Raw genomic sequence first — 26,256 nt, 5'->3', positions numbered from 1 at the left:
CTCGACGCGAGCGCGGACCCTCCGCTACGGTGGGCCCATCGGACGCGCTCCGGACGACCCCGCGAGCGGCCGCGTTCCAGGGGGGAAGAGCGCATGACCGAAGAATTCGAGGCCGGCGGGGCGGTGCTGAACCGCACGCAGGTGAACGTGGTACGGCTGACAGGGCTCGCGGGCATCATCGGCGGCATCCTGCTGATCGTCGTGGCCGTCGTGGCGTGGGTGGGAGTCTCGTCCCAGCTCCGCGCGGAGAACATCGTCATCCCCGACGACGCGCCGATCCTCGCCGGGAAGGTCGTCGACGGGCCGATCGACGCCTTCGTGCAGGCCGGCGTCATCGACATGCACGCGCGCGAGATGGCCGACGGCAAGACCTACGCCGAGCTCGACCAGGACGATCCGCTTCGGCCGGTCGTCATGAACGCCTCGTTCCTGCGCGCCTCGCTCTTCACCTCGGTGATCTCGTTCGGCATGGCGCTCTTCGCCGGCGGCGCGGGCGTGCTCTTCCTGCTCTTCGGCTGGGCCATCCGCACGCTCGTGCCACCGCTGCCGCGCAGCCGCTGAGCGGCGCTAGGCTCCCGCGGCCTCGGCCGGGCCGGGCGCATCGGCCCCCGACTCGGCGGCGACCCCGTTCGCGCCCGGCGGCACCCGCCGCTCGAGCGCGATCGCGAGCCCGCAGATGGCGATGCAGCCGGCGACCATCGCCGCGATGAACCACCCGGACAGGCCCGCGCCGAGCAGCAGGCCCGCCGCGATGGGGCCGGTGATCGCGCCGCCCTGGAACGCCGCCGAGTTGATCGCGTTGTACCGGCCGCGGTTGCGGTCGCTCGCGAGATCGTTGTAGATCGCGGGCACCGTCGGCTGCAGCATGGTCTCGCCGAAGGCGAAGACGCCCATGTAGGCGAGCACCCCGATCGCCGCCGCGAGGGAGTCGGGCAGGAAGCCCGTCGCGCCGAGCAGCAGCCACGACACCGCCCAGATGAGCGCCATCACCTGCATGACCCTGGTGCGCCGGCGCCCGCTGATGAGCCGCAGCACCGTGAACTGCAGGAGCACGATGACGGCGGTGTTGACCGCGAAGGAGAGCCCGACGACCTGGGTCGACACCTCGGAGACCTGCCGGGCGAACGCCGGGAACCCGGCCTCCATCTGGCCGTAGCCGATGAACACCGAGATGAAGGTGAGGAGCGTGAGCCAGAGCACGGCCGGCTGACGCAGGATGGCGCGGTACCCGGCCACCGGCGCCTCGCCCTCCTCGGGGTCGCCCTGCGTGCGCACGCGGCGCAGCGGGCCCAGCAGCAGCGCCATCGGGATGAGGCTCGACGCGGCGTCGACGAGGAAGATCGTCGTGAAGGTGCTCGGATTGTGCACGTCGACGAAGAACCCGCCGATGATGCCGCCGACCCCGATGCCGAGGTTCACGAGCGCGAAGTTCACGCCGAAGTACTGCTGCCGCACCTCGCCGTCGACGACGGCGGCGATGAGCGAGTTGAAGCCCGGCCAGGACACGCCGAAGTTCACGCCGATGAGGACGAGCGCGACCGCGGCGACGGCCGGATGCGTCGCGAAGGCGAGCAGCGTGCAGCCGGCGATCATGGCGACGAGCCCGACGAGCAGCACCCGCCGGGCGCCGTAGCGGTCGATGAGCGTGCCGCCGGGGCCGGTCACCAGCAGCCCGGTGACCGCGATGAGGCTCATCAGCGCGCCCGAGAGCCCGAGGTCGAAGCCGCGCACCTCGTGCAGGTAGATGATCGTGAACGGCAGGGTCATGCCGCGACCGAGCGTCTGGATGGCGACGGTGGACAGCAGCCAACGCCCCTCGGTGGGCAGGGCCTGCCAGAACGTCTTCATGCCGGTCACCAGAGCATTCTGCCGGGTGCGGCCGACATCGGCTGACCGGCCGGGCGCACGAGCTGCGCCGCCGGGAAGAGATCCGCCCGTCGTACGGTTGAAGCTGCAGACGCAGAAGTTCGACGAAGGGGACATCCATGCCTTTGCACGGCGAGTACGCACCGAGCACCTCCGAGTGGGCGCGCAAGCAGGCGGAGGCCTTCGAGGCATCCGCGGGCGCCGAGGCGAACGAGCTGCGCGGCCGACCGATCATCGTCCTCACGACGCTGGGCGCGAAGTCCGGAAAGCTCCGCAAGACGGCCCTCATGCGCGTCGAGCACGACGGCGAGTACGCCGTGGTCGCCTCCCGCGGCGGGGCGCCGGAGCACCCGCAGTGGTACTGGAACCTCCTCGCGCACCCCGAGGTCGAGCTGCAGGACGGCGACGAGAAGCACGACTACCTCGCCCGCGAGCTCGAGGGCGCCGAGCGCGAGGAGTGGTGGGCCCGCGCGACCGAGGCGTGGCCCGACTACGCGAACTACCAGACGAAGACCGAGCGCCAGATCCCGGTCTTCCTGCTCAGCCGGGTCTGAGCCCGGGCCTCCGCAGCCTCACAGCCCGCGCATCGTGAAGACGCGGGCGAGCGCGGTGCGCGCGGGCGGCAGCGCGAGCAGGCGCACGGCCAGGTTCCGGAGGGCGAGACGGATGCCTCCTGCCGGACCGCCCATGGCCATGTTGAACGCCGCCCGGCGGATCGCCCGCGACGCCGCCCGGCGCCTGCTGCGCTCGTAGCCGGCGAACGGCGCGTCGACGCGCGCGCCCGCCGCCCCGCCGCTCGGCGACAGCGCGGCCAGCACCTCGGCGAGCTCCTCGGCATCGCGGAAGCCGAGGCTCATGCCCTGCCCTCCGATGGGGCTGATCTCGTGCGCGGCGTCGCCGGCGAGCGCGATGCGTCCGATCGCGAAGCGCGCGGCGAGCCGTTGCCGGGCGACGAACCCGCTGGGCTCGAGCGCGCCCGGGAGGCGCACGCCCACGCGGTCCGCGACGAGCGCGGCGAAGGCCGGAGCATCCGGCCACTCGGACGCCGAGGTCCCCGAGGGACCGGGACGCCGCCGCCCTGCCCGCCCCAGGTGCACCACCCAGCGGAGGCCGCCCGGGATCGGCAGCGCCTCGACGACGCCGCCGCGCTCGAAGCAGAGCCGGGCGTCCGCGGCGGTTCCCGCGGTCGCGCCGCCCGCCTCGGGCCCCGTGACGTCCGCCATCGCGTAGCGGGCGCTCCCGCGGCGCAGCCGCCAGGCGATGCCGAGTTCGGCGCGGAGCCGGCTGCGCACCCCGTCCGCGAGCACGGCGTGGTCCGCCTCGACCACCGAGCCGTCGGCCAGCCGCGCCCAGACCCCGGCCCGCGCCGCGCGCGCGCCGGAGGCCGGTTCGATTCCGACCGCCTCGACCCCGCGGCGCAGCGCCCCCGGACGCAGCTCGGCGAGCCGCGCCTCGAGCGCCGCCTCGACGCGGTGCTGCGGCACGGAGCGCACCGCGGCGTCGCCGGGGAAGCGCATCCGCCCGAGGACGCGTCCGTCGCACTCGACCTCGCCGCCGGTGATCGCGACGGCCTCCGCGGCGAGCGCGTTCGCGACCCCGGCGGCCCCGAGCACCCGCCAACCGGGCGCGTGCACGCCGACCGCCTTCGGCCGGGTCGCGATGCGGGTGCGCTGCTCGAGCACGACCGGCTCGAGCCCGCGCTGCGCGAGCAGCACCGCGAGCAGCAGCCCGACCGGTCCGCCGCCCACGATCACGACGTCGCACCGGGTGACGGCCGCATCAGACACGCGAGCGCCCCGCGGCATCCGCCTGCCAGACGAGCTCCAGCCGAGCGGGGAACGCGCGCCGCACCCGCCAGCCCGCCGGCAGGATCGCCTCGAGCTCGGCGGCGGTGTGGCTGCGCCGGATCGAGGTCAGCCCGTCGGCGCGGATGAACGAGCCCCGCAGCAGGTTCGGCTCGAACGGCAGCGTGCCCATGGCGAACGCCGCGTAGGCGGAGCGGCTGCGCTCGAGGTCGGCGTGCACGACGGTGCCGCCGAGCTCCGCGAGCCGCTCCGAGTCGGCGAGGAGCGCGCCGAACGCGCGCCCGTCGAGGTGGTGCAGCACATGGTTGGAGCAGACCAGGTCGAAGTGCTCGTCGGCGGCCGCGAGCTCGGCCGTGGTCGCATCGAGCAGGGTGAGCCCCGGCGTTCCGGCGCCGGCGGCCTCGGCGAACGCGAGCGCCCGTCGGTCGGGATCGATCGCCGTGACGCTGAGGCGCAGTCCGTCGGCCTCCGCCCAGCGCAGCCAGAGCAGCGGCAGGTCGGCCGCCCCCGTGCCGACGTCGAGCAGCCGCGTCTCGAACACCGGCGACAGTCGCGGCCGGATCCACCGCACGTAGCGGTCGCGCGGGCCCGACACCGCTCGATTCACCGGCGTGAAGCGGACATAGGTGCGGGCGAGGGCGTCGCCGTCGCAGTCGGGGTCGTCCATCAGCTCGACGGCGTCGGCGTCCCGCTCGCCGAGCTCGCGCCACCAGCCCATGCCCGCTCCGCTCAGCCGGCCACGGTGAGCAGTGCGGACTCCACGGTGAGGCCGGGGCCGAAGGCCATCGCCGCGACGCGCTCGCCCGGCATCGCCGGCCGGGCGGTCGCCTCACCCTCAGCGCCCGGACGCGCGGCCGCCGCCCCGTCGAGGATGCGGCGCAGCACGAACAGCACCGTCGCGCTCGACATGTTGCCGTACTCGCGGAGGATGCCCCGGGCGGGCGCGAGCTGCGCCTCGCTCAGCGCGAGCCTGGCCTCCACCTTGTCGAGGATGCTGCGCCCGCCGGGATGGATGGCCCAGTGCTCCACGGCCTCGCTCGAGGCATCCGCGGCGAGCGCGGCCGCGAGCCCGTCCTCCTGCGCGAAGAGCGGTTCGAGCGCCCCCGTGATGTGCGCGTCGATGATCGCGGGCACGGCGGTCGAGAGCACCATCTCGAAGCCGTGGTCGCCGATCTTCCAGGCCATGTCGCCCTCGCCGACCGGGGTGATCCGGGTGGCGAAGCCGTCGAGCCGGTAGGCCGCCTCACCGGGCTCGGGGTCGCGGGTGCTCACGATCGCGGCGCCCGCGCCGTCGGCGAAGAGCGAGGAGGCGACGATCGTGTCGGGGTCGTTCGAGGCGCGGAGGTGCAGCGTGCAGAGCTCGACCGAGACGACGAGCACCACGGCCGCCGGATCGGCCGCGCAGAGCTGGGCGGCGAGGCGCAGCGCGGGGATGGCGGCGTAGCAGCCCATGAAGCCGAGGTGGTAGCGCTGCACCCCGGCGTCGAGGCCGAGATCGCGGGCGAGCACGTAGTCGGGACCGGGCGCGTAGAAGCCGGTGCAGCTCACCGTGATGACGTGGGTGACGTCGGCCGCCTCGAGCCCGGGCGTCGCCGCGATCGCCGCGGCGCCCGCCTCCAGGTAGAGCCTGGTGGCGTGCTCGATGTACAGCTCGTTCCGCGCCTTCGTGCCCGGGAGCAGCAGCTCGCCGCTCGCCGCATCGTAGAACTCCGGTTCGTCGGAGCGCGCGGAGCGGGTGAGCTCGGCGAGCACGGTGTGCCGGGTCTCGATGCCCGACACGTCGAAGCTCGTGGTGACGATGCGCTGGCCGAGCCGGTTCAGACCGGGTTGCGCGGCGAACACGTCGCGGACCTCGGGCTGCACGAGGACCGTCGCCGGGACGACGGTCGAAAGGCCCCTCAGGGTGACGCCCATGGTCCGCAGTCTAGGTGCGCGGGGGAGCCGGGCACCATGGGGTTGCGCTGCGGTCGGAGGCTCTTCCCAGGCGGGCGTTCCGTCACTAGCGTGGGGACTGCGGCGACGTCGCCGCCTCGATCGCGGTCGCCCGCGCGACCGTCTGGCATCCGGGGGGATCCATGGCGAACGAATCCACAGGCAAGCCGACGTTCTCGGGGAAGATCGCGCTCGACGTGCGCGACGCGGTCCCCGACTGGGCGCCGTACGAGCAGCCCAAGGCGCCGGAGGGCGCCCCGAACGTGCTCGTCATCCTCTACGACGACACCGGCATGGCCTCGTGGTCGCCGTACGGCGGGCGCATCAACATGCCCACGCTCGACCGGCTCGCCGCGAACGGGCTGACCTACACCCAGTGGCACACGACGGCACTCTGCTCGCCGACGCGCTCGACGTTCCTCACCGGCCGCAACCACCACGTGAACGGCATGGGCAACATCATGGAGGGCACGAACGGCTTCCCCGGCCTCTCCGGCCACATCCCGGAGGAGTGCGCCACGGTCGGCCAGGTGCTGCAGCAGAACGGCTACTCGACGTTCTGGGTGGGGAAGAACCACAACGTGCCCGAGGAGGACGTCTCGGCCGGCGGCAGCAAGGCGCAGTGGCCCCTCGCGATGGGCTTCGACCGCTTCTACGGCTTCCTCGGCGGCGAGACGAACAACTGGTACCCCGACCTCGTCGAGGACAACCGCTTCATCGAGCCCCCGTACACGCCGGAGGAGGGCTACCACCTGTCGAAGGACCTCGCCGATCAGACCATCCGGATGATCCGCGACCAGAAGTCCTCGAACCCCTCGAAGCCCTGGTACACCTGGTTCTGCCCCGGCGCGAACCACGCCCCGCACCACGCGCCCGAGGAGTACATCGAGAAGTACCGCGGCGCCTTCGACGACGGCTACGACGCCTACCGCACCTGGGTGCTGGAGCGGATGGTCGAGCGCGGCATCCTGCCCGAGGGCACCGAGCTCACCCCCTTCAACCCCATGCCGGAGGATCAGGCCAACCCGGCCGACTGGGTGAAGCCGTGGGCCGAGCTCTCGGCCGACGAGCAGCGCCTGTTCAGCCGCATGGCCGAGGTGTTCGCGGGCTTCAGCGAGTACACCGACGCGCAGATCGGCCGCGTGGTCGACTACCTCGAGGCATCCGGTCAGCTCGACAACACGCTCATCTTCTACTGCGCCGACAACGGGGCGTCCGGCGAGGGCTCGCCCGACGGCTCGGTGAACGAGAACAAGTTCTTCAACGGCTTCCCCGACGACCTCGCCGAGAACCTCGCGAAGATCGACGTGCTCGGCGGCCCGGAGACCTACAACCACTACCCCACCGGCTGGGCGGCGGCGTTCTCGACCCCGTTCCAGATGTTCAAGCGGTACTCGCAGTTCTCGGGCGGCACGTGCGACCCGATGATCGTGCACTGGCCCGCCGGCATCCGGGCGAAGGGCGAGGTGCGCCACCAGTACCACCACTCCACCGACATCGTCGCGACGATCCTCGACGTCATCGGCATCGAGTTCCCGACGGTCTTCCGCGGGGTCGAGCAGCGCCCGCTCGACGGCGTCTCGATGAAGTACAGCTTCGACGCCGCGCCCGACGGGCCGACCGAGAAGCAGGTGCAGTACTACGCGATGCTCGGCACCCGCGGCATCTGGAAGGACGGCTGGAAGGCGGCCGCCATCCACGCCCCGCTCACCGGGCACGGCCGCTTCGACGAGGACCGCTGGGAGCTGTACCACGTCGACGCCGACCGCTCCGAGTCGCGCGACCTCGCGGCGGAGCATCCCGAGAAGCTGCAGGAGCTCGTCGACGCGTGGTTCGCCGAGGCGGAGAAGAACCACGTGCTGCCACTCGACGACCGCTCGGCCCGCGACCAGCTGACGATCGAACGGCCGCAGGCGGAGCCGCCGCGCACCCGGTACGTCTACTACCCCGACACGGGCGCCGTGCCCGAGAGCGTCGCGGTCAACGTGCGCGGGCGCTCGTTCAAGATCATCGCCGACGTGCGGATCGAGGCGGGCACGAAGGGCGTGATCTTCGCGCACGGCTCGCGCTTCGGCGGGCACTCGCTGTTCCTGAAGGACGGGCGGCTGCACTACGTGTACAACTTCCTCGGCATCCCGCCGGAGCAGCACTTCGTCTCGGAGGCGCTGACGCCCGGCGACCACGCGCTCGGTATGGAGTTCGTGCGCGAGTCGGCGGGCGAGCACGGCGAGTCGATCGGCACCTGCCGGCTGTACGTCGACGACCAGGTCGTCGCCGAGGGGCCGATGCGCGCGCAGGTCGGCAAGTTCACGCTCTGCGGCGACGGGCTCTGCGTCGGCTACGACAGTGCGGATGCCGTGAGCAGCGAGTACACGAACCCGTTCCCCTTCGAGGGCGGGGAGCTGCTCGGTGTCGCGGTCGACGTGAGCGAGGAGCAGTACCTCGATCTCGAGCTCGAGGCCCTCGCGGCGCTCGCCCGCGAGTGATCACCGCCTGAATCCGGGTTGCCCGACTTCCATGGAAGTCGGGCAACTCGGGACTCGAACCAGGGTTGTTACGGGCTCAGCCGAGGAGCTTGGCCTTGGCGGCCGCGAACTCCTCGGGGGTGATGAGGCCCTGCTGCTGCAGGGTCGCGAGCTTCTGCAGCTCGCCCACGAGGTCGACCCCCGGGGCGGCGGCTCCCGCCGGCGCCGCCGCCTGCGCCGCGGGCGCCTGCGCGGCCGCGGCCTGCGCCGCCGCCTGCTGCATCGCCTCCTGCTGCTGGGCCGCCTGGTACTGCTCGGCCTGGTACTGCTCCTGCGCCTTCTCCTGCTGGCGCCGGGCCATCCCGCCGGACACCGCCGTCGCGGTGCCGGCGACGACCGCCGTACGCGCCGCGAGGCCGATGAGGCCCGGACGTCCGACTCGTCTCACGAACGGCATGCCTGTCTCCCTACTCCGCGGCGCTCGCCTCGGCGAGCACCTGGTTCACGACCGGCGCGGGGATCCGCACCGACTCCAGCACGACGCCACCGGCCTCCGCGAAGCGCGAGGCGAGGCGCTTGGCCCAGACGAGCTCGACCGCGAGGAGCACCGCGGAGGTGCCCGGCTCGATCGTCTCGGCGAACTCGGCGACGTCGTCGTGGCCGACGAGCCCGCTCGCGGGCAGCTCGAGCGCCGTCACGTCGAGCTCGTCGCCCAGGTCTTCGATCTCGATGGCCTCGATGCCGCCGTCCTGGTCGCGCGAGACGAGCAGCGCGTCGAGGAGCCGGATCTGCCCGGCCTCGACGAGCTCCGCGAGCGCGTCGAGCGTGCCCGCCGAGGGCCGTTCGTTCTGCAGTGCCACGACCACGATCTCGACCGGGCCGTACTCGAATTCCGCCATGAATCCCCCCTTTGTCCGTGAGCCTAGGCCCGCTCGCGTTCCGGGGGAACCCCTGTGAGCCGGCGCAGCACGCCAGCGTGCGGATCGGGGTCCAGGAGGAGCGCCCGCACGAGCAGCGTGAGCGGGATGCAGAGGATCGCCCCGATGGGCCCGATGACGAGCGCCCAGAAGACGACGGAGAAGAAGGTGAGCGTGAGGCTCAGCCCGACCGCGTCGCTCACGAACTTCGGCTGCACGAGCACCTGCAGCACCACGTTGATGGCGCTGTACGCGAGCACCACGGCGAGCGCGAGCGGCCAGCCGCCGACGACGAGGGCGAGCACCGCGGGCGGGATGACCCCGATCACGAAGCCGATGTTCGGGATGAAGTTCGTGACGAAGGCGAGGATGGCCCAGACGAGCGGCGCGGGGATGCCGAGCGCCCAGAGCAGCAGCCCGTCGAGCACCGCGACGACGGCGCCGAAGCTCGCGTTCACGACGTAGTAGCGGCGCACCCCGCTGAAGTAGCGGCTCGCGATCCCCTCGCCGGCCCCGCCGCCGAACGCCGGGCCGGTGCGGCGGAAGCCCGAGGCATCCGCCGCCATGAAGATCACGTAGGCGAGCACGAAGAAGAACGCCGTCGCGAAGCCGAGCACGGCATCGGCGATCGAGGCCGCGATCGGCACCAGCGTGCGGGGATCGAGGGCGGATGCCGCGGCCGACGCCGTGGCGTCCGTCGCGCCGAGCGACTCGAGCCAGCCCGCGATCTCCGTCGCCGTGCGCTGCAGCTCGTCGGCGTAGTCGGGGAGCATCGCGACGAACTGCGCCGAGGCCACGATGAGCAGCAGCGCGAGCGCCGCGAGGATGAGGTAGGCGACGACGATCACGGCGGTCGTCGCGAGCCAGCTCGGCCAGCCCCGCCGTTCGAGCGGGAAGCGCACCGGGTGCGCGATGATCACGACGACCGCCGCCACCGCGGCGGGGGCCAGCACGTCGCGGGCGAGCCAGACCCCGGCGAGCACGACGACCGCGGCGGCGAGGGTCAGCAGCACCCGGGTGCCGTGGGCGAGCCCGGCGCCGCGATCGGGGGTGGCCTCGGCCGGTGGGGTGGTCATCAGAACTGCCCGATGCCCTTCCCGATCACGACGACGCCGATGACGAGGAGCAGCACGGCCATCACGGTCGCGTTGTTGTGCACGAGCCAGTGCCGGAGCGACTCGAGCGGGGCCGCCATCTTCGCCGCGGCGAGGAGGTAGGCGATGACGGGCACCGCCACCGAGCAGGCCGCGACGACGGTGAAGATCACGATCGCGAGGGTGGCCTCGCCGCCGCTCAGGCCGGCCGAGCCGATCGCGACGCCCGCCGCGACCGCCATCAGCAGGTTCTTCGGGTTCACCGCGGAGAGCAGGAAGCCGAGCCCGGCGCCCTTCACCGCGGTCAGCTGGTCGATCGCCGCCATCCACTTCGGCATCGCCGGCTCGGCGTCGCCCTTCGGCCGCGAGCGCCACTGCTTCAGGGCGAGCAGGAGCAGCAGCACGCCGAGGACGAGCTGGATGGTTCCGGCGATGGGCTTCGAGGCGTCGGGGTCGGCGGCGGGGATGATCGAGCCGAGCAGCGTGAACACCACCACGGCGACGACGATGCCGGCGACCCAGCCGAGCAGGAAGCCGACGCTCGTGCCCTTCGCCTTCGGCGAGAGCAGCATGAGGATGGCCGCGATGATCGGGATGGGGCTGATCGCGATGCCGAGGGCGAGCGGCAGGATGCCGCCGATCACGCCGTTCATGCGCGCGCCTGCTTCTCGAACTCCGGCAGCCGCCAGCTGCCGTCGAACCACGGTTCGAGCGGTCCGTAGAGCCGGAGGATCGGGAACCAGCTCTTGCCCGGCAGCGTCTCGACCCAGTTGGATTCGCGGCCCTCCGGGGCGCGCGGACCGAACCAGAGCACGAAGCTGCCGTCGTCCTCCGCCTGGAGCGTGCCGTCGAGGCTCGACAGCGCCGGGTACGGCGTCGACGGCACCTGGAGCAGCGAGCGGGTCTGCGTGTCGTACACGTCGACCGACCAGAAGTTCTTCGCGGGCGGGTCGGCGGGGATGCGCAGCGAGTACGTCGCCCCGCCGTCGAGCACGTGCCCCTCGCCGTCCTCCGCGGTGTAGGCGTAGGCGGAACCCGCGCCCACCTGCGCGTGCGACATCGCCGGCGTGATCACCGTCGCGAAGTAATGGAACTGCGTGCGCGCGTCGAGGAGCCGGGCGCCGTCGCGCAGGAACTCGTGGCTGCCGCCGACGAAGGCGTTCTTCCAGGAGTTCCCCTCCCAGAAGAACGCGGCCGGGTCGCGCGGGGCGAAGACGAGGGCCCGGGAGATGGCGGCGCCGAGCTTCGCGCCCTGGTCGAGGATGGCGAGGCGATGGGCGTCCGGCGCGAACGGCCGCCCGTGCACGATGCCGAGCGCGGCGAGCTGGCCGGCGCGCTCGACGTCGAGCGCCTCGACCGGCTCCTCCTGCACGAGCTCGTCGATCTCGCGGAAGAACTCGGCGTCGTTCGAGTGCACCGTGTTGATCTTCGCCTCGGCGATGTTCACGAAGACGTTCTCGCGGGGCGCGTCCGCCTCGGACAGCGGGTAGATGCGGGTCTGCTTCATCGCCGGCACGCCGCCGAGCGCCCGCAGCACGACCCAGTTCGCGTACGTCGGGCTCTCGTAGGTGAAGTAGCCCTCCGGCCGCTCCCCGTCGTACCCCGGCGGCAGGAACAGATACTTGCCGCCTGCTCCGCGGTCGGGCCCGGGGATGCCCATGTCCGCGACGTAGCGGAACCAGAAGTCGTCGACGACGCAGAGCGACTGCGGCGGCGCCTCGATCACCGTCGGCCCCCACGCCCGCAGGTCGAGGAAGGTCGTGCCGTACGTCGTCTCGGTGTTCGGCGTGAGGTAGATCCCGCCGGAGTTCGCGCGGGGGTCGGTGACGCCGATGATCTCGGGGCTGGTCAGCCCGGCCGCCCGCAGCCCGCGGCGCAGCGCGACGAGCGAAGCACCCGGCATGGCGTTCAGGAACGCCTCGGCCGCGCGCATCAGGTCGAGCCCGTCGTAGAGGGTCGCGACGCTCGAGGGGCGCGGCACCCCGTCGAAGAGCTCGATCCGCCCGAACGGCGTGTCCAGCTCGGCGGGCGTGCTCAGCCGCTCGATCGCTGCGGCGAGCTCCTCCGCGCTCATGCTCTTCGCGGCCTGTTCCGTGCCCATCTGCTCCCCCGGTTCCGGTTGATTCGTCGTGCGGTCGTCGTGCGGTCGTCGTGCGCCGCCGGCTCAGTCGCCGTCCGCGGCGTGCCCGGCCGGGCGCTCCGCGAGTGCGGCGAGCGCGGCGCGGTTGGTCTCGTAGGCGGCGCGTTCACCGAGCAGCCCGAGTTGCGTGAGGCGGGCCCTGGCGTCCGGCCGCACCCGGCTGAACGCGAGGTCGATGCCCTTCCGATCCAGCCACGCGAGGAGCGCCTCGAAGCTCTCCGCGCCCGTCACGTCGACGTCGGTCACCGCCTCCATGTCGACGACCACGTGGTGCACCGGCCCCGTGCCCGCGGCGTCGGCGCGATCGACCGCGCGCTTCACCGCGTCGCTGAAGACCGCGCCGTTCGCGAAGAACAGGGGCGCGGCGAGGCGCACCACGACCACGCCCGGCGCGGTCACCTGCCCCTTCGGCGCCTCGTCGAGCAACGAGTCGCTGGGTTCGCCGCTCGAGGCGAGCACGTCGATCGCCGGGTTCGCGGCGCGCTTGGCGAGGTTCACCAGGGCGAGCACGAACGCGACGACGATGCCGGGGATGGAGCCGATGAAGAGCGTCACGAGGAAGCAGACGGCCCCGACCACGAACTCGAAGCGGTCGGCCTTCCACAGTCCGATGAAGTCGCGGATGCCGAGGAGCGGCAGGATCGCGACGCCGACGATCGCGCCGATCGCGGGGCTCGGGATGTCGGCGAGCAGGGCCGTGCCGAACAGGAGGAGGAGCAGCGTGCCGACCGCGAGCACGAGCGAGGGCAGCTGCGTGCGCGAGCCCGCCTGGTCCATCGCGGCGGTGCGCGAGGTCGAGGAGCCGACGGCGAAGCTGCCCGAGGCGCCCGCGGCGAGGTTGCCGAGGCCGAAGGCGAAGAGGTCGCGGTTCGGGCTCGTCGGGTACCCGCGCTTCTCGCCGTAGGAGCGGGAGACGAGGAGCCCCTCGGCGGTGGTCACGAGGGTGAGCGCGATCGCGGAGGGGATCAGCAGCAGCCAGGTCGTCCAGTCGATGACCGGCCAGGTGAGCGCGGGCGGGCCCGCGGGCACCTCGCCGAGCACCGAGACGCCGGCGTCGTCGAGGCTCGCGACCACGACGACGACGGTCGCGACGACGAGCACGACGAGCGCCCACGGCACCGCCGGGAGGAAGCGCTTGCCGCCGAGCAGCACGATCACCGAGAGCACGGAGATCGTCAGCGAGACGAGGTTCGTCGTGCCGAGCCCGGTGACGAGCCCCGCGACCTTGTCGACGAACTCGCCGCCCGAGTCGATCTTCACGCCGAGCATCTTCGCGACCTGGCTCACCAGGATGTCGAGGGCGAGACCGCCGACGAAGCCGACGAGGATCGGCTTGGAGAGGAAGTTCGCGAGGAAGCCGAGCTTGAACACCGCGAGCAGCAGGAACATGAGACCGCAGAGGATGGCCTGGGCGAGCGCGAGCGTCGCGTAGTCGTCGCTCCCCGCCACGGCGAGGCCGCCGATCGAGCTCGCGACGAGGGCGGCGGCCGCGGCATCCGGCGAGGCGACCAGCTGCCGGCTCGAAACCGTCAGCGCGTACACGATCGTCGGCACGATCAGGGCGTAGAGGCCCGCGGTGGCCGGGAGCCCCGCGATCTGCGCGTAGCCGATGTTCAACGGGATCGCGATGGCGATGAGCGTCACGCCCGCGACGAGCTCGCGGACGAGGTTCCGGCGCGTCAGCCCGGCGAGCGGTCGTTGCACGTGATCCCCCCTCACGACGTCGCCGGCGGAGCCACGGCTCCAGGCCGCTCCGACGGGTGCACCACGAGCTCGGGGGCCTTCGTCACGAGCAGCCACACCGGCAGCACGATCACACACAACAGTGGCAGAACGAGGGGGTCCCCGACCAGGGCGATGCCGACGAAGATCGCGATCCAGCCGTCCTTCGTCGCGGCGAGCACGATGCCGAGCGCCCCGCAGGCGATCGCGAGCGACATCGGGATGCCCGGGATGAGCGCGTAGCCGAGCAGCCCGATCGCGACGCCGATGAAGACGGCCGGGAAGATGCGGCCGCCGCGGAAGCCCGCCGCCGCCGCGACGACGAGCGCGATGATCTTGATCCCCGCGAAGAGCACGAGCTGGCCGGTGCCGTAGCGCTCGGGGTGCTCGATCAGCTCGCCCGTCTGCTCGAGCCCCTTGAACAGGGTCATGGGCCCGCCGATCATGCCGAGGATGCCGAGCGCGAGCCCGCCGAGCGTCGTGTACAGGAGCGGATGCCGGAGCGAGTGGAACGCCCGGTGCACCAGCGGCAGCAGCCACGCGGCGAGGATCCCGGCGAGCGCGGAGACCGCGGCGACGAGGAGGCCCATGAGGAGGAAGACCGGCTCCACCCCATTCATCGGCTGCACCGTGAACGCGAGCGACGCCCCGCCGAGCAGGTGCATGGTCACCGCGCCCGCGCCCGCGGCGGCGAGAGGGAGGAAGAGCTTGTCCCAGAGGGCGCCGCCGGCCTTCACCGCGGCGACCGTGCCCGTCAGCACGAGGGCCGCGGCGACGGGCGTGCCGAAGAGCGCGCCGATCGTGGCCGCGGTCGCGAGGAGCACGACGAGCTGCTGCGGCACCGCCTTCGCGAGGCGGGCGAGCGCGGCCACCGCGATCGCCGTGTTGACGGCGATGATCGGGTTCTCGGGGCCGAGGCTGACGCCGCCCGCCAGGCTCAGCACGACGGCGAGGAGCAGCCCCGGCACGACGAGGATCGGCAGCGGCGGGGCGGAGAGCTCGGTGGTCGCCGAGTCGGCGCCCGCGTGGCCCGGGACGAACTGCACGACGAGTCCCACTGCGGCGCCGGTGGCGGTGAGCACGACGAGGATCCACCACGGCGTGGAGGCATCCGCCCCGAACACGGCGGGGAGCGCCGTCCAGAGCACGCCGTGCAGCTGCTCGGCGAGCAGGTCGACGAGCCAGAGCACGAGCGCGGACACGGCGCCGATGACGAGCGCCGGGATGGAGAGGACGAGGAGCTGGCGCACCGAGGGCGCGCCCGTCGCGTCGGGAGCGGGGGTGACCTGCATGCGGGTCTCCTTCCGGTGGCGCCGGTCAGTTGTCGAACGGCGGGGTGAGCGGCGCCGCGGGCGGGTCGCTCGTCACGGTCGCGGGGATGCCCCGTGCCGCGAGCGCGTCGGCGAGCCCGTCGACGACCGCCGAGCTGACGGTGGTGCCGTGCTTCGGGTGGTGCCAGAAGCGCACCCGGTAGACCTGGCGCTCGGGCGAGCGGCTCCGGCTCAGCACGTCGACGTGCTCGCGCTGGTGCACCCCGTCGACGGCGCGCACCGCCGCGGCGATCGCTTCCGGCATCCCCTCGGCCGGCCCGCCGATCCGCACCTCGACCTCGCTGCGCCGCGCCCCGTGGGCCGTCTCGTTCACGAGCGGCTGCTGCAGCACAGTACCGTTCGGCAGGTGCACGACGCGGCCGTCGAAGGTCTTCACGACGACGGCGCGGCCGTTCAGCTCGAGGACCTCGCCCTCGACGTCGTCGCTCGTCAGCACGTCGCCGACCTCGATGGGGCGCCTGGTCTGCAGCACGACGCCGGCGGCGAAGTTGTCGGCGATGCCGCGGAGCACCAGCACGAGCACGACGCCGACGATGAGGGCGACGGCGAGGAGCGGCTGCACGGACGCGCCGAGGAAGCCGAGCGCCACCCCGATGCCGACGAGCACGATCCCGTAGACGACGATGCGGACGATCGCGGTCTTCACGGCCTCGCCGAGGGACGGCAGCCGGACGAGCAGGCGCTGGAGACCGCGACGGGCGAGCCGGGAGAGGATCCAGGCGGCGATGAGCGAGAGCGCGGCGAAGAGCAGGCTCCAGCCGTCGATGTCGAGCGACGCGACCCACTCCGCCATGCGATCCCCCCTTGCGGCTGAGCGTAGCGCTTGGGAAGGACTACTGACACGACACGCCGCGGCGCGCTATGGTGCAGACGGAAGCATCATCCGGGGGGAACGCGGCTCACACCGCGATGCCGAGCCCGTATGCGACCTCCGGCCGCTCCTGCGGTCGCGATCCTCCGAATCGGAAGGGCTCACTCATGAGTTTCTGGCAGAGCTTCTGGGACATCGTCTGGTGGACCATCTGGATCTTCGCGTTCTTCGCGTACCTCTGGGCGGTCATCGCGATCATCACCGACCTGTTCCGCGACCACAAGCTGAACGGCTGGTGGAAGGCGCTCTGGATCATCTTCCTGCTCTTCTTCCCGTTCGTGACCGCGCTGATCTACCTGATCGCCCGCGGCCGCGGCATGGCGGAGCGTGCGCAGAAGGATGCCGCGCAGGCGCAGCAGGCGACCGCGGAGTACATCCGCCAGGCCGCCGGCACCTCGGCGAGCCCCGCCGACGAGATCGCCAAGGCCAAGGCCCTGCTCGATTCGGGCACCATCACCCAGCAGGAGTACGACCTCCTCAAGGCGAAGGCGCTCGCCCACCAGGGCTGATCGTCCGCTCGACGACGGGGTCGGATGCCACGGGGCATCCGGCCCCGTCGCCGTTGCTGCGGGCGCGACTACTCGGCCAGCACCGCCGCCAGACGCTCGAGCGAGCCGGGCACCAGCGCGTAGTACGCCCAGCTGCCGCGCCGGGTGCGGCTGAGGAAGCCGGCCTCGGTGAGGATCTTCAGGTGGTGCGAGACCGTCGGCTGGGACAGCCCGGTGGGCTCGGTCAGATCGCAGACGCACGCCTCCCGGCCCTCGGCCGCGGCGACGATCGAGATCAGCAGCACCCGCGTCGGGTCGCCGAGCGCCTTGAACAGCGCGGCGGTGCTCGCCGCCTGCTCGAGCGTGATCGGGGCGCTCGCGGCGGGTGCGCAGCAGGCCTCCTGCTGGATCACGGGCAGCTCGACGACGTCGGTCATGGTTCCACGCTACTCCATATTGACATTCTTCGATACAGCGTGGATGCTGAGCTGCATCGATGTTTTTCGATGCAATGTCGACCACCCAGGAGGCAGCCGTGACCCTCGTCGATCTGACGACCCCCGCCCAGCGCGACGCCCGACTCGACGGGCTCCCCGTCGCGATCATCGGCGCCGGCCCGATCGGCCTCGCGGCCGCCGCGAACCTCCTCGAACGCGGCATCCCCTTCGAGCTCTTCGAAGCCGGCTCCGACATCGCCGACTCGATCGACCGGTGGGGCCACACCCGACTCTTCTCGCCGTGGCGCCATCTCGTCGACCCCGCGTCGCAGCGACTCCTCGAGGCGAGCGGCTGGCAGCACCCGCGCGAGGACGGGCTGCCGACCGGCACCGAGCTCGTCGACGCCTACCTGCGCCCGCTCGCCGCCGTGCCCGCGATCGCCGCGCACCTCAGGACCGGAGCCGAAGTGATCGCGGTGAGCCGCGACGGCGCCGACCGCACGCGGACGGCGGGCCGGGACCGCACGGCCTTCCTGCTCCGCGTGGCCGGCCCCGACGGCGTGCACGAGGTCCGCGCCCGGGCGGTCATCGACGCCTCCGGCACCTACCGCACCCCGAACTCCCTCGCCTCCTCGGGCCTCGACCCGCTCGGCGCGGACGAGGTGCGCGAGCTCGTCAGCCACGCCCTGCCCGATGTGCTGGGCCGCGAGCGCGAGCGGTTCGCCGGCCGGCACTGCGTCGTCGTCGGCGCCGGGCACTCGGCCGCGAACACCCTGCTGAAGCTCGCAGAGCTCGCCGAAGCGGCACCCGGCACGACGGTCACCTGGGTCATCCGGAACGCGGCCGCCGTGCGCGTGAGCTCCTCGCCCGACGACGAGCTGCCCGCACGCGCCTCGATCGGCGGCCGCGTGCGGCAGCTCGTCGCAGCGGGACGCATCCGGCTCGTCGACCGCTTCGAGACCGTCCGGCTCCGACGCGACGGCGACCGGGCCACCCTCATCGGGCACCGCGACGGCGCCCTCGAGGAGCTCGCCGCCGACCTCATCGTGAACGCGACCGGATTCCGACCCGATCTCGGGCCGCTCCGGGAGATCCGCCTCGACCTCGACGAGGTCGTCGAGGCACCGCGCCGGCTCGCCCCGTTGATCGACCCGAACCTGCACTCCTGCGGCACCGTGCGGCCGCACGGCTTCGCCGAGCTCGCGCACCCCGAACCCGATTTCTTCATCGCCGGCATGAAGTCGTACGGACGCGCGCCGACCTTCCTGCTCGCCACCGGCTACGAGCAGGTGCGCTCGATCGCCGCGCACCTGGCCGGCGACCGCGCCGCGGCCGCGAACGTCGAGCTCGTGCTGCCCGCGACCGGGGTGTGCTCGTCGAGCCTCGACGACACGGCGCCGTCGGGCTCCTCGTGCTGCGGTTCCGCCTCGCCGTCGAGCTGCGCGTAGCATCCGTTCACCGAGCAGAGAGATCATGACCCCATGAGCACCGAACCCACCGTCCTCTTCGTCTGCGTCCACAACGCCGGGCGCAGCCAGATGGCCGCCGGATACGCCCGCGCCCTGTCCGGCGGCGCCGCCACCGTCCTCTCGGGAGGGTCGGAGCCCGGCACCGCGATCAACCCCGTCGCGATCGAGGCGATGCGCGAGGAGGGGATCGACATCAGCGCGGCGGTGCCCCAGCTGCTCCAGACCGACGACGTGCGCGCCGCCGATGCGGTCATCACGATGGGCTGCGGCGACGCCTGCCCGATCTTCCCGGGCAAGCGCTACGAGGACTGGGAGCTCGAGGACCCCGCCGGCAAGGACCTCGAGACCGTGCGCCGCGTGCGCGACGACATCAAAGCGCGCGTGCGGCGTCTCCTCACAGAGCTCGGCGTCGAACTGGTCGCCTGATCGCAGGAGGCGGGACGCGCGACTCCCGCCTGTACCTCTGATTCCTGAGCAACTCATCCACGATCTTGGTATCCCATCATCGCCCGCTCGGGTAGTCTGCTGGCCATGAGCCCGATCATGTCCTCCCCCAAGCGCGCCCTCGTGGCGGGGCTCGCGCTCCTCGCGATCCTCGGCCCGGGCCTCCTCGCGGGCGCCCCGGCGCGCGCCCTCGACGCCGCCGAGGGCTTCCCCCGCGTCGGCTCCGTCCGCGAGTCGCAGCTCGGGTACGAGATCGCCTGGGGCCGCACCTCCGCGGTCACGCAGCTGTTCGCGCTGCACACCGACCCCGGCTCGGAACCGGATCTCTTCGCCTACTGCATCGAGGTCACCGTGCACCCGGGATACGGGGAGCGCATGGACATCGGCGACTGGGACTCGTTCCCGGGCGACAATCGCTTCGCCGACGAGCAGGGCGTGCGGGAGCGCGTCGCCTGGATCGTGGCGCACTCCTACCCGCAGCTCCCGCTCCCCGCCGCCGCCGCTGCGGCCGGCATCCCGGGGCTCACCGAAGACGAGGCGATCACCGGCACCCAGGTGGCCATCTGGCAGCTCGCCGACTCCGCCCCGGCTCCGGCCGGGTTCGAGTACCGCGGCATCGTGACCTCGGACGGCGTCGACACAACCTCCCCGTCCGCGCAGCGGGTCCAGGCCCTCGTCGACCACCTGACGGGCCCGGACAACGTCGGGGTCGCGGAGTCCTCCCAGCCGGAGCTGCAGCTCTCGCCCGCCCGGCTCGACGGGGTCGCCGGGCGGCTGCTCGGCCCGCTCACGATCAGCGCCTCGGCGGGCGAACTCACGCTCGACACCCCCTCCGGCTTCCCGGTGACGACCGCCGACGGCGTCCCCGTCGACCCGGCGGCCCCGCCGCGCGACACCGCCCTGTACCTCGACCTCCGCGACGGCGTCGAGGCCGGCACGACGACCATCCGCTCCGAGCTCGTCGGCGAGGGGTACGAGGGCCTCCTCCTGACCTCGCCGACCACTCCGCGCCGCCAGACGATGATCATCGCCGAGAGCCGCGAGGTCGCGATCTCCGCGACCGCCGAGCTGTCATGGACGGCCGCGCCGGCCGACGACGCCCCGGACGACGCCACCGTCCCCGCCGTGCCGATCGAGCCCGGCGCACCGAGCACCCCCGTCGTCCCAGCGGAGCCCGTCGTCCCGGCGACTCCGAGCGGCCCCACTGCACCGGCAGCGACGCCGTCCCCGGGTTCGCCCGCGGGCTCGCCCGTCGCTCCCGCGGCGCCCGCCGCCTCCGGCGGACTCGCGGAGACGGGCTTCTCCCCGCTCGCTCCCACCCTCGGCGCGGTCTACCTCCTCCCCCTGGGCGGGCTCGGGGTCCTGCTCCGCGGTGGGCCGGGGGGGGTGGGGCGTCGGGTGCGCGGCGCGAAGTGAGGGGGGGGGTGGGGGGGGGACCGCGCGGTCCCGCCCCGACCGTTCAGCTCTCGCGCGCCTCCATTCCCCCGGGGTCGCCTGCGGCGCCCGCGGTGCGCAGGAAGACGATGATCCAGCTGAAGATCAGGCACGCGGCGACGAGTTCCACCGCGGTGAGGTTGTAGTAGCCGGTGAAGAAGAACACCGCCATCACGACGATCACGACGACGTAGACGTAGCCGAGCCCCACGAACACCCGCGGCACGCTGCGGATCAGCCAGGGCAGGCACACCACGATCGCCGCGAAGCAGACCGCCATGCCGGTGGCGACCGTGTTGTGCACCAGGAAGAAGCGGTCGACGGGGAAGATCCCGACGCAGGCGAGGAACACGCCGATGAGGATGAGGCCGATCCGCACCAGGTCGCGCCCGCGGCGGTCGGGCGGGTTGCCGGCGGGCAGCGTCGCCGTCGCGTACCGCGCGATGATCGTGACGATCGCGCCGGCCACGATGAGCGTGAGGTTGAAGGCCATCGCAGACACGTCGTTCGTCATCCCGAGCGCCGACAGGTTCTCCTTCCACCAGTGCGGATCGCTCGCCGACAGCATGCTCGTGAGCGCACCGACCACGAGGAACACGGCGAGCACGAGCGAGAGGAGCATCGGCGTCATCCGCGCCGCCGAGAGGAAGCAGACGTAGGCCGTCAGCGCCATCGCGACCGCGGCGAGCGCGGAACCCGGCAGGGTGAACACGACCGCGTCGCGGAAGCAGAACTCCAGCACCGTCGCGAGCGCGAACCAGCTGAGCAGGGCGATCGCCCCGTGGGCGATCGCGAGCGCCGCGACGTCGAACCAGTGCAGTCGGGCACCAGGCACCGACAGCCCGCGGCCGATCTCGCGCCGGAGGGCCGGGTTCGCGGTACGGCGGACGAGCACCCGGCCGAGCACGAAGGCGATGACGGCGACGACGGCGCCGGCGATGCCGACGAACTCGCCGAGCGAGCCCTGCCCGCCCGCGATGGGCAGATCGCGACCCCAGAAGACGGCGAGCGAGACGAGTCCGCCCACGACGAAGAACGCGCTGCCCGCGACGAGGGCCACCGATTCGAGCGACTCGGCGCTCTCCGCCGGATGCCGCAGCGCGGCGCCGAGCGACACCGGATCGTCGTGCTCCCTGGGCGCCGGACCGGCCGGATGCTCCTGCGTCGTGCTCACTGCGCCTCCCCCGCGGCGCGCCCGACCACCGGCCGCGCTCGGCACCACTCTAGGGCGCAGTCGTGCGGCGGCGGTGGAATCCGATCACGACGCGCGCGGCGAGCAGCAGCAGGCCCGCGGCCCCGACGAGCACGCCGCTCAGCGCGGGGCCGGCGACCTCGGGGCCGGTCTCGGGCAGATGGGGGCGGAACCGCGCGGGGTTCGGCGAGGCGAGCCAGGGTCCGACGCCCGCCGCGTTCGCCGCGGCCACCTCGGCGATGACGTCCACTCCGTCGGCCACTCCCGTGAACAGCTGCGGTGCCGGGGCACCGAGCACGACGCGCTCCTCGAGCGGTTCGCCGGCCGTGGTCTTCAACCGGACCACGTACGACTCGACCCCCGGCTGCGCGTCGGTCCAGGCGACCTCGACGCTGCGGTCGCCCTCGGTCAGGCTCACCTGCTGGACCGCGGCCGGGAGGCCGTCGACCGGTCCGACGACGAGCTGGCCGCCCAGGTTGTCGAAGCCGACCGAGCGGCCGACGAAGAACACGTTCCCCGTGTTGAAGTAGGGGTTGCCCTCGGCGAGCGCCGCGGCATCCGCGGCATCCGCGGCATCCGCGGCATCCGCGTCGGCGCTGGGCGCGGGCGTGCTGCCGCTCGGGCGGTACAGCCCCGCACCCCGGTAGCCGTCGGCGACGGTCCGTGTCCAGAACGGCGACCCGCCGGGGACCGCGAAGGAGATCGGGGTGCCGACGTTCATCCGCCCGTACTCCACGGCGCCGCCGCCGGGGAAGGGCGTCGCCGGCACCTTCGTCGCCCACTCGTCGAAGTTCCCCATCAGCACCGAGCCGCGCTCCCCGGAGTCGACGGTCGTGGGCAGGCAGTTCATGGTCGTGTCGATCGACCAGCAGCTCTCGACCTGCTTCGTGTACATCGGGTGGTCGCTGCCCGGGTAGTCGCCCCCGCCCGTCAGCGCGGCCTGGAAGACGGCATCCGCTGGGCCGACGACGGGGGCGCCGAGCGTCAGGGTGCCGATCTGTTCGCCAGGCGCGGCGGGCGCGTGCGTGATGCGGATCGTGTGGCCGTCGCCGGCGCCGTCGGGCAGTTGGGCGATGGCCGACCACCAGGGGTACTCGGTCTCCTCCGATTCGCCCCAGACCCGGATGCCCTGTCCCACCCCGAGGATGCCGTCGAGGCCGTCGTCACCGCCGAGGCAGTCCGTCGGCTCGCAGCGGTGCGCGAGCACGAACGGCAGGCGCGCCGCCGGCCAGCTTCCGATGGCGACGTCGGCGAGGGCGACGTGACCGAAGATGTGGGCGCCGTTGTAGTCCGGATCCGCGACGACCTCGGTCCGTTCGACCGCGGTGTCGCCCTCGAGCCGGTTCGGGTAGACGACGAGCCCCTCGGATCCGGTGTCGAGCAGCAGGGTGAGCGAGCGCCCGCCCACCTGCACCTCGACCGCGGGCAGGAAGGTGCCGCCGCGGAGCGACTCGGCGATGATCGGCACGTCCGGCGTTGCGGGTGGCGGCACCGCCGCGGCCGGTGCGGCGGCGACCGCTCCGGCGAGCATCGCACCCGCAGCGGCCAGGGCCGCCTTCGTCAGCATCCGTCCGCGCATGCCCGTCCCCCGTCGTCACGATCGTCGCGACGAGCACCCGAGACGCCGCGTACGCACCCTACCCATGCGCGGCACTCGCGCGGAAGGTCCCGGGTGCTCAGGCGTCCATCGGGTGCTCAGGCGTCCATCGGGTCGAGGATCTCCAGCATCGAGCCCTGCACGAAGCCCGCCCACTCGTAGGCGGCGCGCAGGTAGTCGTCGCGCTCCTCGTCCTCGGCGTAGCCGCCGTCGTCGGTGACGCCGACGCGCTCTGCGAGGATCAGCCGGAGGTCGGTGAGGAACGTCAGCCAGCCCCACGCCTGCGACTCGTCGAGCTCGATCTCGACGAGATCGCGGCCGTCGCTCACGTCGGTCGCATCGCGCACCGACTGCGCCGCCTGCCGCTTGCCGTCGACCAGGCTGTCGCGCGTGTACCGCTCGTACTCGCTCGCGGCCTCCGCGTCGTCGGGGTACGCGTTCGGCAGCAGCCGGTCGATCGCCGGGTCGTCGCCGGCGCCGAGCAGCAGCACCGAGTCGACCTGGTCGGCGAGCTCGGAGAGCAGCATCGCCTCCTCGGCCTCGAGCACGAGCCGCACGCCCTCGCCGCTCCGACCCGCGACGATCACGGCTCGGACCTCGCGAGCGTCGCCTGCAGGCCGTAGCCGTGCATGGCCTGCACGTGCCGTTCCATCGCCTCCCGGTTGCCGGTCGCGACGACGGCCTTGCCCGTGGTGTGCACGAGCAGCATGAGCCGCTCGGCCTCCTCGCGGGAGTAGCCGAAGTAGCTGCGGAAGACGTAGCTCACGTAGCTCATCAGGTTGACCGGGTCGTCCCAGACGATCGCCCGCCACGAGCGCGCCGCCCCCTCGCGGGTGGCGCGGTCGAGGTCGACGTCGAACTCGACGTCGGTGGCTTCGAGGGTCCCGGTCACGCCTCCAGCCTGACACGATGCCGCCCCACGCGCACCCCCGTCAGCGCTCGGCCGGGGCATCCGGTTCCCGCGGCCGGTAGACGAAGGTGACGAGCACGACCGAGATGATCATGAGCAGGAACCAGGAGACGAGCTTCGACGCCGAGACCGGGTGCCAGCCGTCGAGCTGGTCGGGGTAGAGCCAGGCGCCGCCCCACGTCGCGATGTTCTCCGCGAACCAGATGAACAGGGCGACGAGGCCGAACGCGACGAGGAGCGGCATCCGATGCACCCGGCGCCAGACCCGGAAGTGCATCACCGTCGGCCACCACAGCACGGCGACCGCGGCGAGGAGCACCCAGCGGAAGTCGACGATGAAGTGGTGGCCGAAGAAGTTCGCGTAGATCGCGACGGCGACGATCGCCGTCAGCCAACGGCGCGGATAGCGGGAGAACCGCAGGTCGAACAAGCGGTACACGCGCACCATGTACGAGCCGACGGCCGCGTACATGAACCCCGAGAACAGCGGCACGGCGCCGATGCGCAGGATGCCGTCGCCGTCGTAGCTCCAGGAGCCGACGTCGGTCTTGAACAGCTCCATGGCGGTGCCGGTGAGGTGGAAGAGCACGATGACCCAGAGCTCGCGGCCCGACTCGAGGCGGGTGGCGAGCATGACGATCTGGATGGCGATCGCCGCGAGGGTCAGCGCGTCGTTCCGGGCGAGCCAGACGTCGTCGGGGTACCAGAGCCGGGCCGCGACGATGACGGCGAGGAGTGCCGCCCCGAAGACGCACGCCCACGCCTGCTTCGCCCCGAAGACGAGGAACTCGAGGAGCTTCGCGCGCGCCCCGTGCTCGGGCGCGCCGGCGAGGAGCCGGTGCGCCGCCGCGTCGATGCGGCGCTCGACGGAGGTGAGACTGCGGGCGTCGACCGTGCGCTCCTCGCCGCCGGCCGCCGTCACGCCTCCGCCCGGTCCGCCCGCCGCGACGCGGTCACGGTGAACTTCGCATTGCGGCCGATCTGGCGCGTCGGGCCGACGATGCGCTCGAGCAGCGGACGGTAGCGGAGGTGCGAGTTCCACACGCACCACAGTTCGCCGCCCGGCGTCAGCACCCTCGCCGCCTCGGCGAACAGGTGCCCGGCGATGCCCGTCGACACCGCCGCGTCGCTGTGGAACGGCGGATTCAGCAGCACGAGCGGCTCGCTCGCGTCGGCGAGCAGCTCGAGCCCGTCGGCGCGCTCCACCCGCACCCGCTCGGCGACGCCGTTCACCGCGGCGGTGAGGCGGGCGGATGCCGCGGCCGCCGCCGAACGATCGCTCGCCGTCACCCGGATGCCGGGGCGGGCGAGCGCGAGCTTCGTCGCGATGACGCCGCTCCCGCACGCGAGATCGACGGCGGATGCGGCGTCGGGCACCGCCTCGGCGAGATGGCCGAGCAGGAACCGGGTGCCGATGTCGACCTTCGTCCCGGCGAAGACGCCGCCGTGCGCCACGACCTCGAGCCCGAGATCGCCGTGACGCTCCCGGCGGGGCCAGCGGGGTGCGGCCCGGGCGCTGCCCGAGGCATCCGCCCACCCGTCCCGGAGTGCCGGCCGCGGGCCGCTCGCCCGCAGCACCCGCGACTTCTGCCGCGCGAGGCTCGCCTCGATCCGCTCGAACGAGCGCCCGAGCACCTCGTTCATCGCGGGCGACATGTGCTTCAGCCGACCGCCGGCGACGATCACGACGTCGGGCGCCGCGTGCGCGGCGACGAGTTCCGCGAGCTCGTCGAGCCGGTCGAGCGAGCGCGGGAGCCGCAGCAGCACGAGGCGAGCCCCGGCGAGGAGCCCGGCGCCGAGGGGCTCCGACCGCACCGCGCCGGCGAGGCCGAGGCGGGCGGCGTTCTCGGCGAGCGCGCGTTCCCCGGTGATCGGGTCCTGGTGCACGCGGACGTCGCGCGCCCCGAGGCTCGCAGCCCCCAGCGCGAGCGCGCCGAACGCGTCGTCGATCACCACGAGTTCGCCGGGCGCGGCGGCGGCGATGGCCCGGGCCGCCTCGTCGAGGATCAGCCGGTCGGCGGCGTCGGATGCCTCGAGCCCCGGCCCCTCGACGTCCGGATGCCGGCGCAGCGCAGTGAAGTCCACCTGGGCAGGCTACCCGGCGCGGGCTGCGCACGCTCTGGAGGCATCCAGCGGGGTTTG

At 72.8% G+C, this 26,256-nt stretch carries 26 protein-coding genes; 7 read left to right on the top strand and 19 right to left on the bottom strand.

Going from position 1 to position 26,256, the window contains the following annotated elements; all coding sequences use genetic code 11:
- Positions 1-93: 93 nt before the first annotated feature.
- Positions 94-561, top strand: coding sequence for an aromatic ring-opening dioxygenase LigA (locus ROT00_RS08600; protein ID WP_404773988.1), 468 nt, complete (start codon positions 94-96; stop codon positions 559-561).
- A gap of 6 nt (positions 562-567) precedes the next feature.
- On the opposite strand, the gene ROT00_RS08595 is transcribed toward ROT00_RS08600, so the two are convergent.
- Positions 568-1,848, bottom strand: a complete 1,281-nt coding sequence (locus tag ROT00_RS08595; RefSeq protein ID WP_404774081.1) for an MFS transporter — start codon at positions 1,846-1,848, stop codon at positions 568-570.
- Between the two features lie 137 nt (positions 1,849-1,985).
- On the opposite strand from ROT00_RS08595, the gene ROT00_RS08590 reads away from it, so the two are divergent.
- Complete coding sequence (locus ROT00_RS08590; RefSeq protein WP_404773986.1) at positions 1,986-2,420, top strand: nitroreductase family deazaflavin-dependent oxidoreductase; 435 nt, start codon at positions 1,986-1,988, stop codon at positions 2,418-2,420.
- A gap of 18 nt (positions 2,421-2,438) precedes the next feature.
- Here the strand turns inward: ROT00_RS08590 and ROT00_RS08585 are convergent, their stop codons facing one another.
- Genes ROT00_RS08585 through ROT00_RS08575 form a run of 3 tightly spaced genes read right to left on the bottom strand, consistent with a single transcriptional unit; the run spans position 2,439 to position 5,585 of the window.
- Positions 2,439-3,653, bottom strand: a complete 1,215-nt coding sequence (locus ROT00_RS08585) for an FAD-dependent oxidoreductase (RefSeq protein WP_404773984.1) — start codon at positions 3,651-3,653, stop codon at positions 2,439-2,441.
- Positions 3,646-4,389 carry a methyltransferase domain-containing protein gene (locus ROT00_RS08580; RefSeq protein ID WP_404773982.1) on the bottom strand — a complete coding sequence of 248 codons (744 nt, stop codon included), beginning with the start codon at positions 4,387-4,389 and terminating at the stop codon, positions 3,646-3,648. Before ROT00_RS08580 ends, ROT00_RS08585 begins: the two co-directional genes overlap by 8 nt.
- A gap of 11 nt (positions 4,390-4,400) precedes the next feature.
- Positions 4,401-5,585 carry a type III polyketide synthase gene (locus tag ROT00_RS08575; RefSeq protein WP_404773980.1) on the bottom strand — a complete coding sequence of 395 codons (1,185 nt, stop codon included), beginning with the start codon at positions 5,583-5,585 and terminating at the stop codon, positions 4,401-4,403.
- 161 nt (positions 5,586-5,746) lie between these two features.
- Between ROT00_RS08575 and ROT00_RS08570 the strand changes: the two genes are divergently transcribed.
- Entirely contained in the window at positions 5,747-8,089 is a 2,343-nt protein-coding gene (locus tag ROT00_RS08570; protein ID WP_404773978.1) for an arylsulfatase, read from the top strand.
- Positions 8,090-8,165: 76 nt separating this feature from the next.
- On the opposite strand, the gene ROT00_RS08565 is transcribed toward ROT00_RS08570, so the two are convergent.
- From ROT00_RS08565 to ROT00_RS08530, 8 genes are all read right to left on the bottom strand, one after another.
- The gene (locus ROT00_RS08565; protein ID WP_404773976.1) at positions 8,166-8,525 is read right to left on the bottom strand and encodes an SHOCT domain-containing protein; all 360 of its coding nucleotides are present in this window, start codon (positions 8,523-8,525) and stop codon (positions 8,166-8,168) included.
- 10 nt (positions 8,526-8,535) lie between these two features.
- Positions 8,536-8,967 carry a DUF6325 family protein gene (locus ROT00_RS08560; protein WP_404773974.1) on the bottom strand — a complete coding sequence of 144 codons (432 nt, stop codon included), beginning with the start codon at positions 8,965-8,967 and terminating at the stop codon, positions 8,536-8,538.
- 23 nt (positions 8,968-8,990) lie between these two features.
- Positions 8,991-10,061: an AI-2E family transporter gene (locus tag ROT00_RS08555; RefSeq protein ID WP_404773972.1), complete on the bottom strand. Its 1,071-nt coding sequence runs from the start codon at positions 10,059-10,061 to the stop codon at positions 8,991-8,993.
- Entirely contained in the window at positions 10,061-10,732 is a 672-nt protein-coding gene (locus tag ROT00_RS08550; protein WP_404773970.1) for a GAP family protein, read from the bottom strand. Before ROT00_RS08550 ends, ROT00_RS08555 begins: the two co-directional genes overlap by 1 nt.
- Positions 10,729-12,180 carry a DUF1254 domain-containing protein gene (locus tag ROT00_RS08545; protein WP_404773968.1) on the bottom strand — a complete coding sequence of 484 codons (1,452 nt, stop codon included), beginning with the start codon at positions 12,178-12,180 and terminating at the stop codon, positions 10,729-10,731. Before ROT00_RS08545 ends, ROT00_RS08550 begins: the two co-directional genes overlap by 4 nt.
- Before the next feature lie 63 nt (positions 12,181-12,243).
- Entirely contained in the window at positions 12,244-13,923 is a 1,680-nt protein-coding gene (locus ROT00_RS08540) for a SulP family inorganic anion transporter (protein ID WP_404773966.1), read from the bottom strand.
- Between the two features lie 11 nt (positions 13,924-13,934).
- Complete coding sequence (locus ROT00_RS08535; RefSeq protein WP_404773964.1) at positions 13,935-15,233, bottom strand: ion channel protein; 1,299 nt, start codon at positions 15,231-15,233, stop codon at positions 13,935-13,937.
- Between the two features lie 25 nt (positions 15,234-15,258).
- Positions 15,259-16,065 (bottom strand): mechanosensitive ion channel family protein, encoded by an 807-nt coding sequence (locus ROT00_RS08530; protein WP_404773962.1) that lies wholly within the window; start codon positions 16,063-16,065, stop codon positions 15,259-15,261.
- Positions 16,066-16,250: 185 nt separating this feature from the next.
- Between ROT00_RS08530 and ROT00_RS08525 the strand changes: the two genes are divergently transcribed.
- Positions 16,251-16,652: an SHOCT domain-containing protein gene (locus ROT00_RS08525; protein ID WP_404773960.1), complete on the top strand. Its 402-nt coding sequence runs from the start codon at positions 16,251-16,253 to the stop codon at positions 16,650-16,652.
- Between the two features lie 68 nt (positions 16,653-16,720).
- On the opposite strand, the gene ROT00_RS08520 is transcribed toward ROT00_RS08525, so the two are convergent.
- A complete protein-coding gene (locus ROT00_RS08520; RefSeq protein ID WP_404773958.1) occupies positions 16,721-17,068 on the bottom strand; it encodes an ArsR/SmtB family transcription factor in 348 nt (115 codons plus the stop codon).
- A gap of 98 nt (positions 17,069-17,166) precedes the next feature.
- Here ROT00_RS08520 and ROT00_RS08515 point away from each other — a divergent pair, with 98 nt between their 5' ends.
- The 3 genes from ROT00_RS08515 to ROT00_RS08505 all read left to right on the top strand — a co-directional run bounded on the left by ROT00_RS08515 (position 17,167) and on the right by ROT00_RS08505 (position 20,397).
- Positions 17,167-18,516 carry an NAD(P)-binding domain-containing protein gene (locus ROT00_RS08515; protein ID WP_404773956.1) on the top strand — a complete coding sequence of 450 codons (1,350 nt, stop codon included), beginning with the start codon at positions 17,167-17,169 and terminating at the stop codon, positions 18,514-18,516.
- Positions 18,517-18,549: 33 nt separating this feature from the next.
- Positions 18,550-18,963, top strand: a complete 414-nt coding sequence (locus ROT00_RS08510) for an arsenate reductase ArsC (RefSeq protein ID WP_404773954.1) — start codon at positions 18,550-18,552, stop codon at positions 18,961-18,963.
- Positions 18,964-19,068: 105 nt separating this feature from the next.
- A complete protein-coding gene (locus ROT00_RS08505; RefSeq protein ID WP_404773953.1) occupies positions 19,069-20,397 on the top strand; it encodes a thioester domain-containing protein in 1,329 nt (442 codons plus the stop codon).
- 43 nt (positions 20,398-20,440) lie between these two features.
- Here the strand turns inward: ROT00_RS08505 and ROT00_RS08500 are convergent, their stop codons facing one another.
- The 6 genes from ROT00_RS08500 to ROT00_RS08475 all read right to left on the bottom strand — a co-directional run bounded on the left by ROT00_RS08500 (position 20,441) and on the right by ROT00_RS08475 (position 26,199).
- The gene (locus ROT00_RS08500) at positions 20,441-21,589 is read right to left on the bottom strand and encodes a DUF998 domain-containing protein (RefSeq protein ID WP_404773951.1); all 1,149 of its coding nucleotides are present in this window, start codon (positions 21,587-21,589) and stop codon (positions 20,441-20,443) included.
- Positions 21,590-21,638: 49 nt separating this feature from the next.
- Entirely contained in the window at positions 21,639-23,186 is a 1,548-nt protein-coding gene (locus ROT00_RS08495) for a hypothetical protein (protein WP_404773949.1), read from the bottom strand.
- 116 nt (positions 23,187-23,302) lie between these two features.
- The gene (locus ROT00_RS08490) at positions 23,303-23,791 is read right to left on the bottom strand and encodes a DUF2017 family protein (protein WP_404773947.1); all 489 of its coding nucleotides are present in this window, start codon (positions 23,789-23,791) and stop codon (positions 23,303-23,305) included.
- Positions 23,788-24,096: an ATP-dependent Clp protease adapter ClpS gene (clpS, locus tag ROT00_RS08485; protein ID WP_404773946.1), complete on the bottom strand. Its 309-nt coding sequence runs from the start codon at positions 24,094-24,096 to the stop codon at positions 23,788-23,790. Before clpS ends, ROT00_RS08490 begins: the two co-directional genes overlap by 4 nt.
- A gap of 40 nt (positions 24,097-24,136) precedes the next feature.
- Positions 24,137-25,036 carry a DUF817 domain-containing protein gene (locus ROT00_RS08480; RefSeq protein WP_404773944.1) on the bottom strand — a complete coding sequence of 300 codons (900 nt, stop codon included), beginning with the start codon at positions 25,034-25,036 and terminating at the stop codon, positions 24,137-24,139.
- Positions 25,033-26,199 carry a class I SAM-dependent methyltransferase gene (locus ROT00_RS08475; RefSeq protein ID WP_404773942.1) on the bottom strand — a complete coding sequence of 389 codons (1,167 nt, stop codon included), beginning with the start codon at positions 26,197-26,199 and terminating at the stop codon, positions 25,033-25,035. The genes ROT00_RS08480 and ROT00_RS08475 overlap by 4 nt, the downstream gene beginning before the upstream one ends.
- Positions 26,200-26,256 lie beyond the last annotated feature (57 nt).

It is taken from the genome of Agromyces mediolanus (assembly GCF_044917495.1).
Classification (GTDB): domain Bacteria; phylum Actinomycetota; class Actinomycetes; order Actinomycetales; family Microbacteriaceae; genus Agromyces; species Agromyces mediolanus_B.
The sequence above is the reverse complement of the archived record's forward strand: the minus strand, read 5'-3'. Positions and strand labels throughout refer to the sequence as shown.

Bases quoted from the DNA above. Each gene is read 5' to 3' on its own strand.
- ROT00_RS08600 (WP_404773988.1), top strand. From the start codon at position 94: ATGACCGAAGAATTCGAGGCCGGCGGGGCGGTGCTGAACCGCACGCAG.
- ROT00_RS08595 (WP_404774081.1), bottom strand. From the start codon at position 1,848: ATGAAGACGTTCTGGCAGGCCCTGCCCACCGAGGGGCGTTGGCTGCTG.
- ROT00_RS08590 (WP_404773986.1), top strand. From the start codon at position 1,986: ATGCCTTTGCACGGCGAGTACGCACCGAGCACCTCCGAGTGGGCGCGC.
- ROT00_RS08580 (WP_404773982.1), bottom strand. From the start codon at position 4,389: ATGGGCTGGTGGCGCGAGCTCGGCGAGCGGGACGCCGACGCCGTCGAG.
- ROT00_RS08575 (WP_404773980.1), bottom strand. From the start codon at position 5,585: ATGGGCGTCACCCTGAGGGGCCTTTCGACCGTCGTCCCGGCGACGGTC.
- ROT00_RS08570 (WP_404773978.1), top strand. From the start codon at position 5,747: ATGGCGAACGAATCCACAGGCAAGCCGACGTTCTCGGGGAAGATCGCG.
- ROT00_RS08565 (WP_404773976.1), bottom strand. From the start codon at position 8,525: ATGCCGTTCGTGAGACGAGTCGGACGTCCGGGCCTCATCGGCCTCGCG.
- ROT00_RS08560 (WP_404773974.1), bottom strand. From the start codon at position 8,967: ATGGCGGAATTCGAGTACGGCCCGGTCGAGATCGTGGTCGTGGCACTG.
- ROT00_RS08555 (WP_404773972.1), bottom strand. From the start codon at position 10,061: ATGACCACCCCACCGGCCGAGGCCACCCCCGATCGCGGCGCCGGGCTC.
- ROT00_RS08550 (WP_404773970.1), bottom strand. From the start codon at position 10,732: ATGAACGGCGTGATCGGCGGCATCCTGCCGCTCGCCCTCGGCATCGCG.
- ROT00_RS08545 (WP_404773968.1), bottom strand. From the start codon at position 12,180: ATGGGCACGGAACAGGCCGCGAAGAGCATGAGCGCGGAGGAGCTCGCC.
- ROT00_RS08535 (WP_404773964.1), bottom strand. From the start codon at position 15,233: ATGCAGGTCACCCCCGCTCCCGACGCGACGGGCGCGCCCTCGGTGCGC.
- ROT00_RS08530 (WP_404773962.1), bottom strand. From the start codon at position 16,065: ATGGCGGAGTGGGTCGCGTCGCTCGACATCGACGGCTGGAGCCTGCTC.
- ROT00_RS08525 (WP_404773960.1), top strand. From the start codon at position 16,251: ATGAGTTTCTGGCAGAGCTTCTGGGACATCGTCTGGTGGACCATCTGG.
- ROT00_RS08520 (WP_404773958.1), bottom strand. From the start codon at position 17,068: ATGACCGACGTCGTCGAGCTGCCCGTGATCCAGCAGGAGGCCTGCTGC.
- ROT00_RS08510 (WP_404773954.1), top strand. From the start codon at position 18,550: ATGAGCACCGAACCCACCGTCCTCTTCGTCTGCGTCCACAACGCCGGG.
- ROT00_RS08505 (WP_404773953.1), top strand. From the start codon at position 19,069: ATGAGCCCGATCATGTCCTCCCCCAAGCGCGCCCTCGTGGCGGGGCTC.
- ROT00_RS08495 (WP_404773949.1), bottom strand. From the start codon at position 23,186: ATGCGCGGACGGATGCTGACGAAGGCGGCCCTGGCCGCTGCGGGTGCG.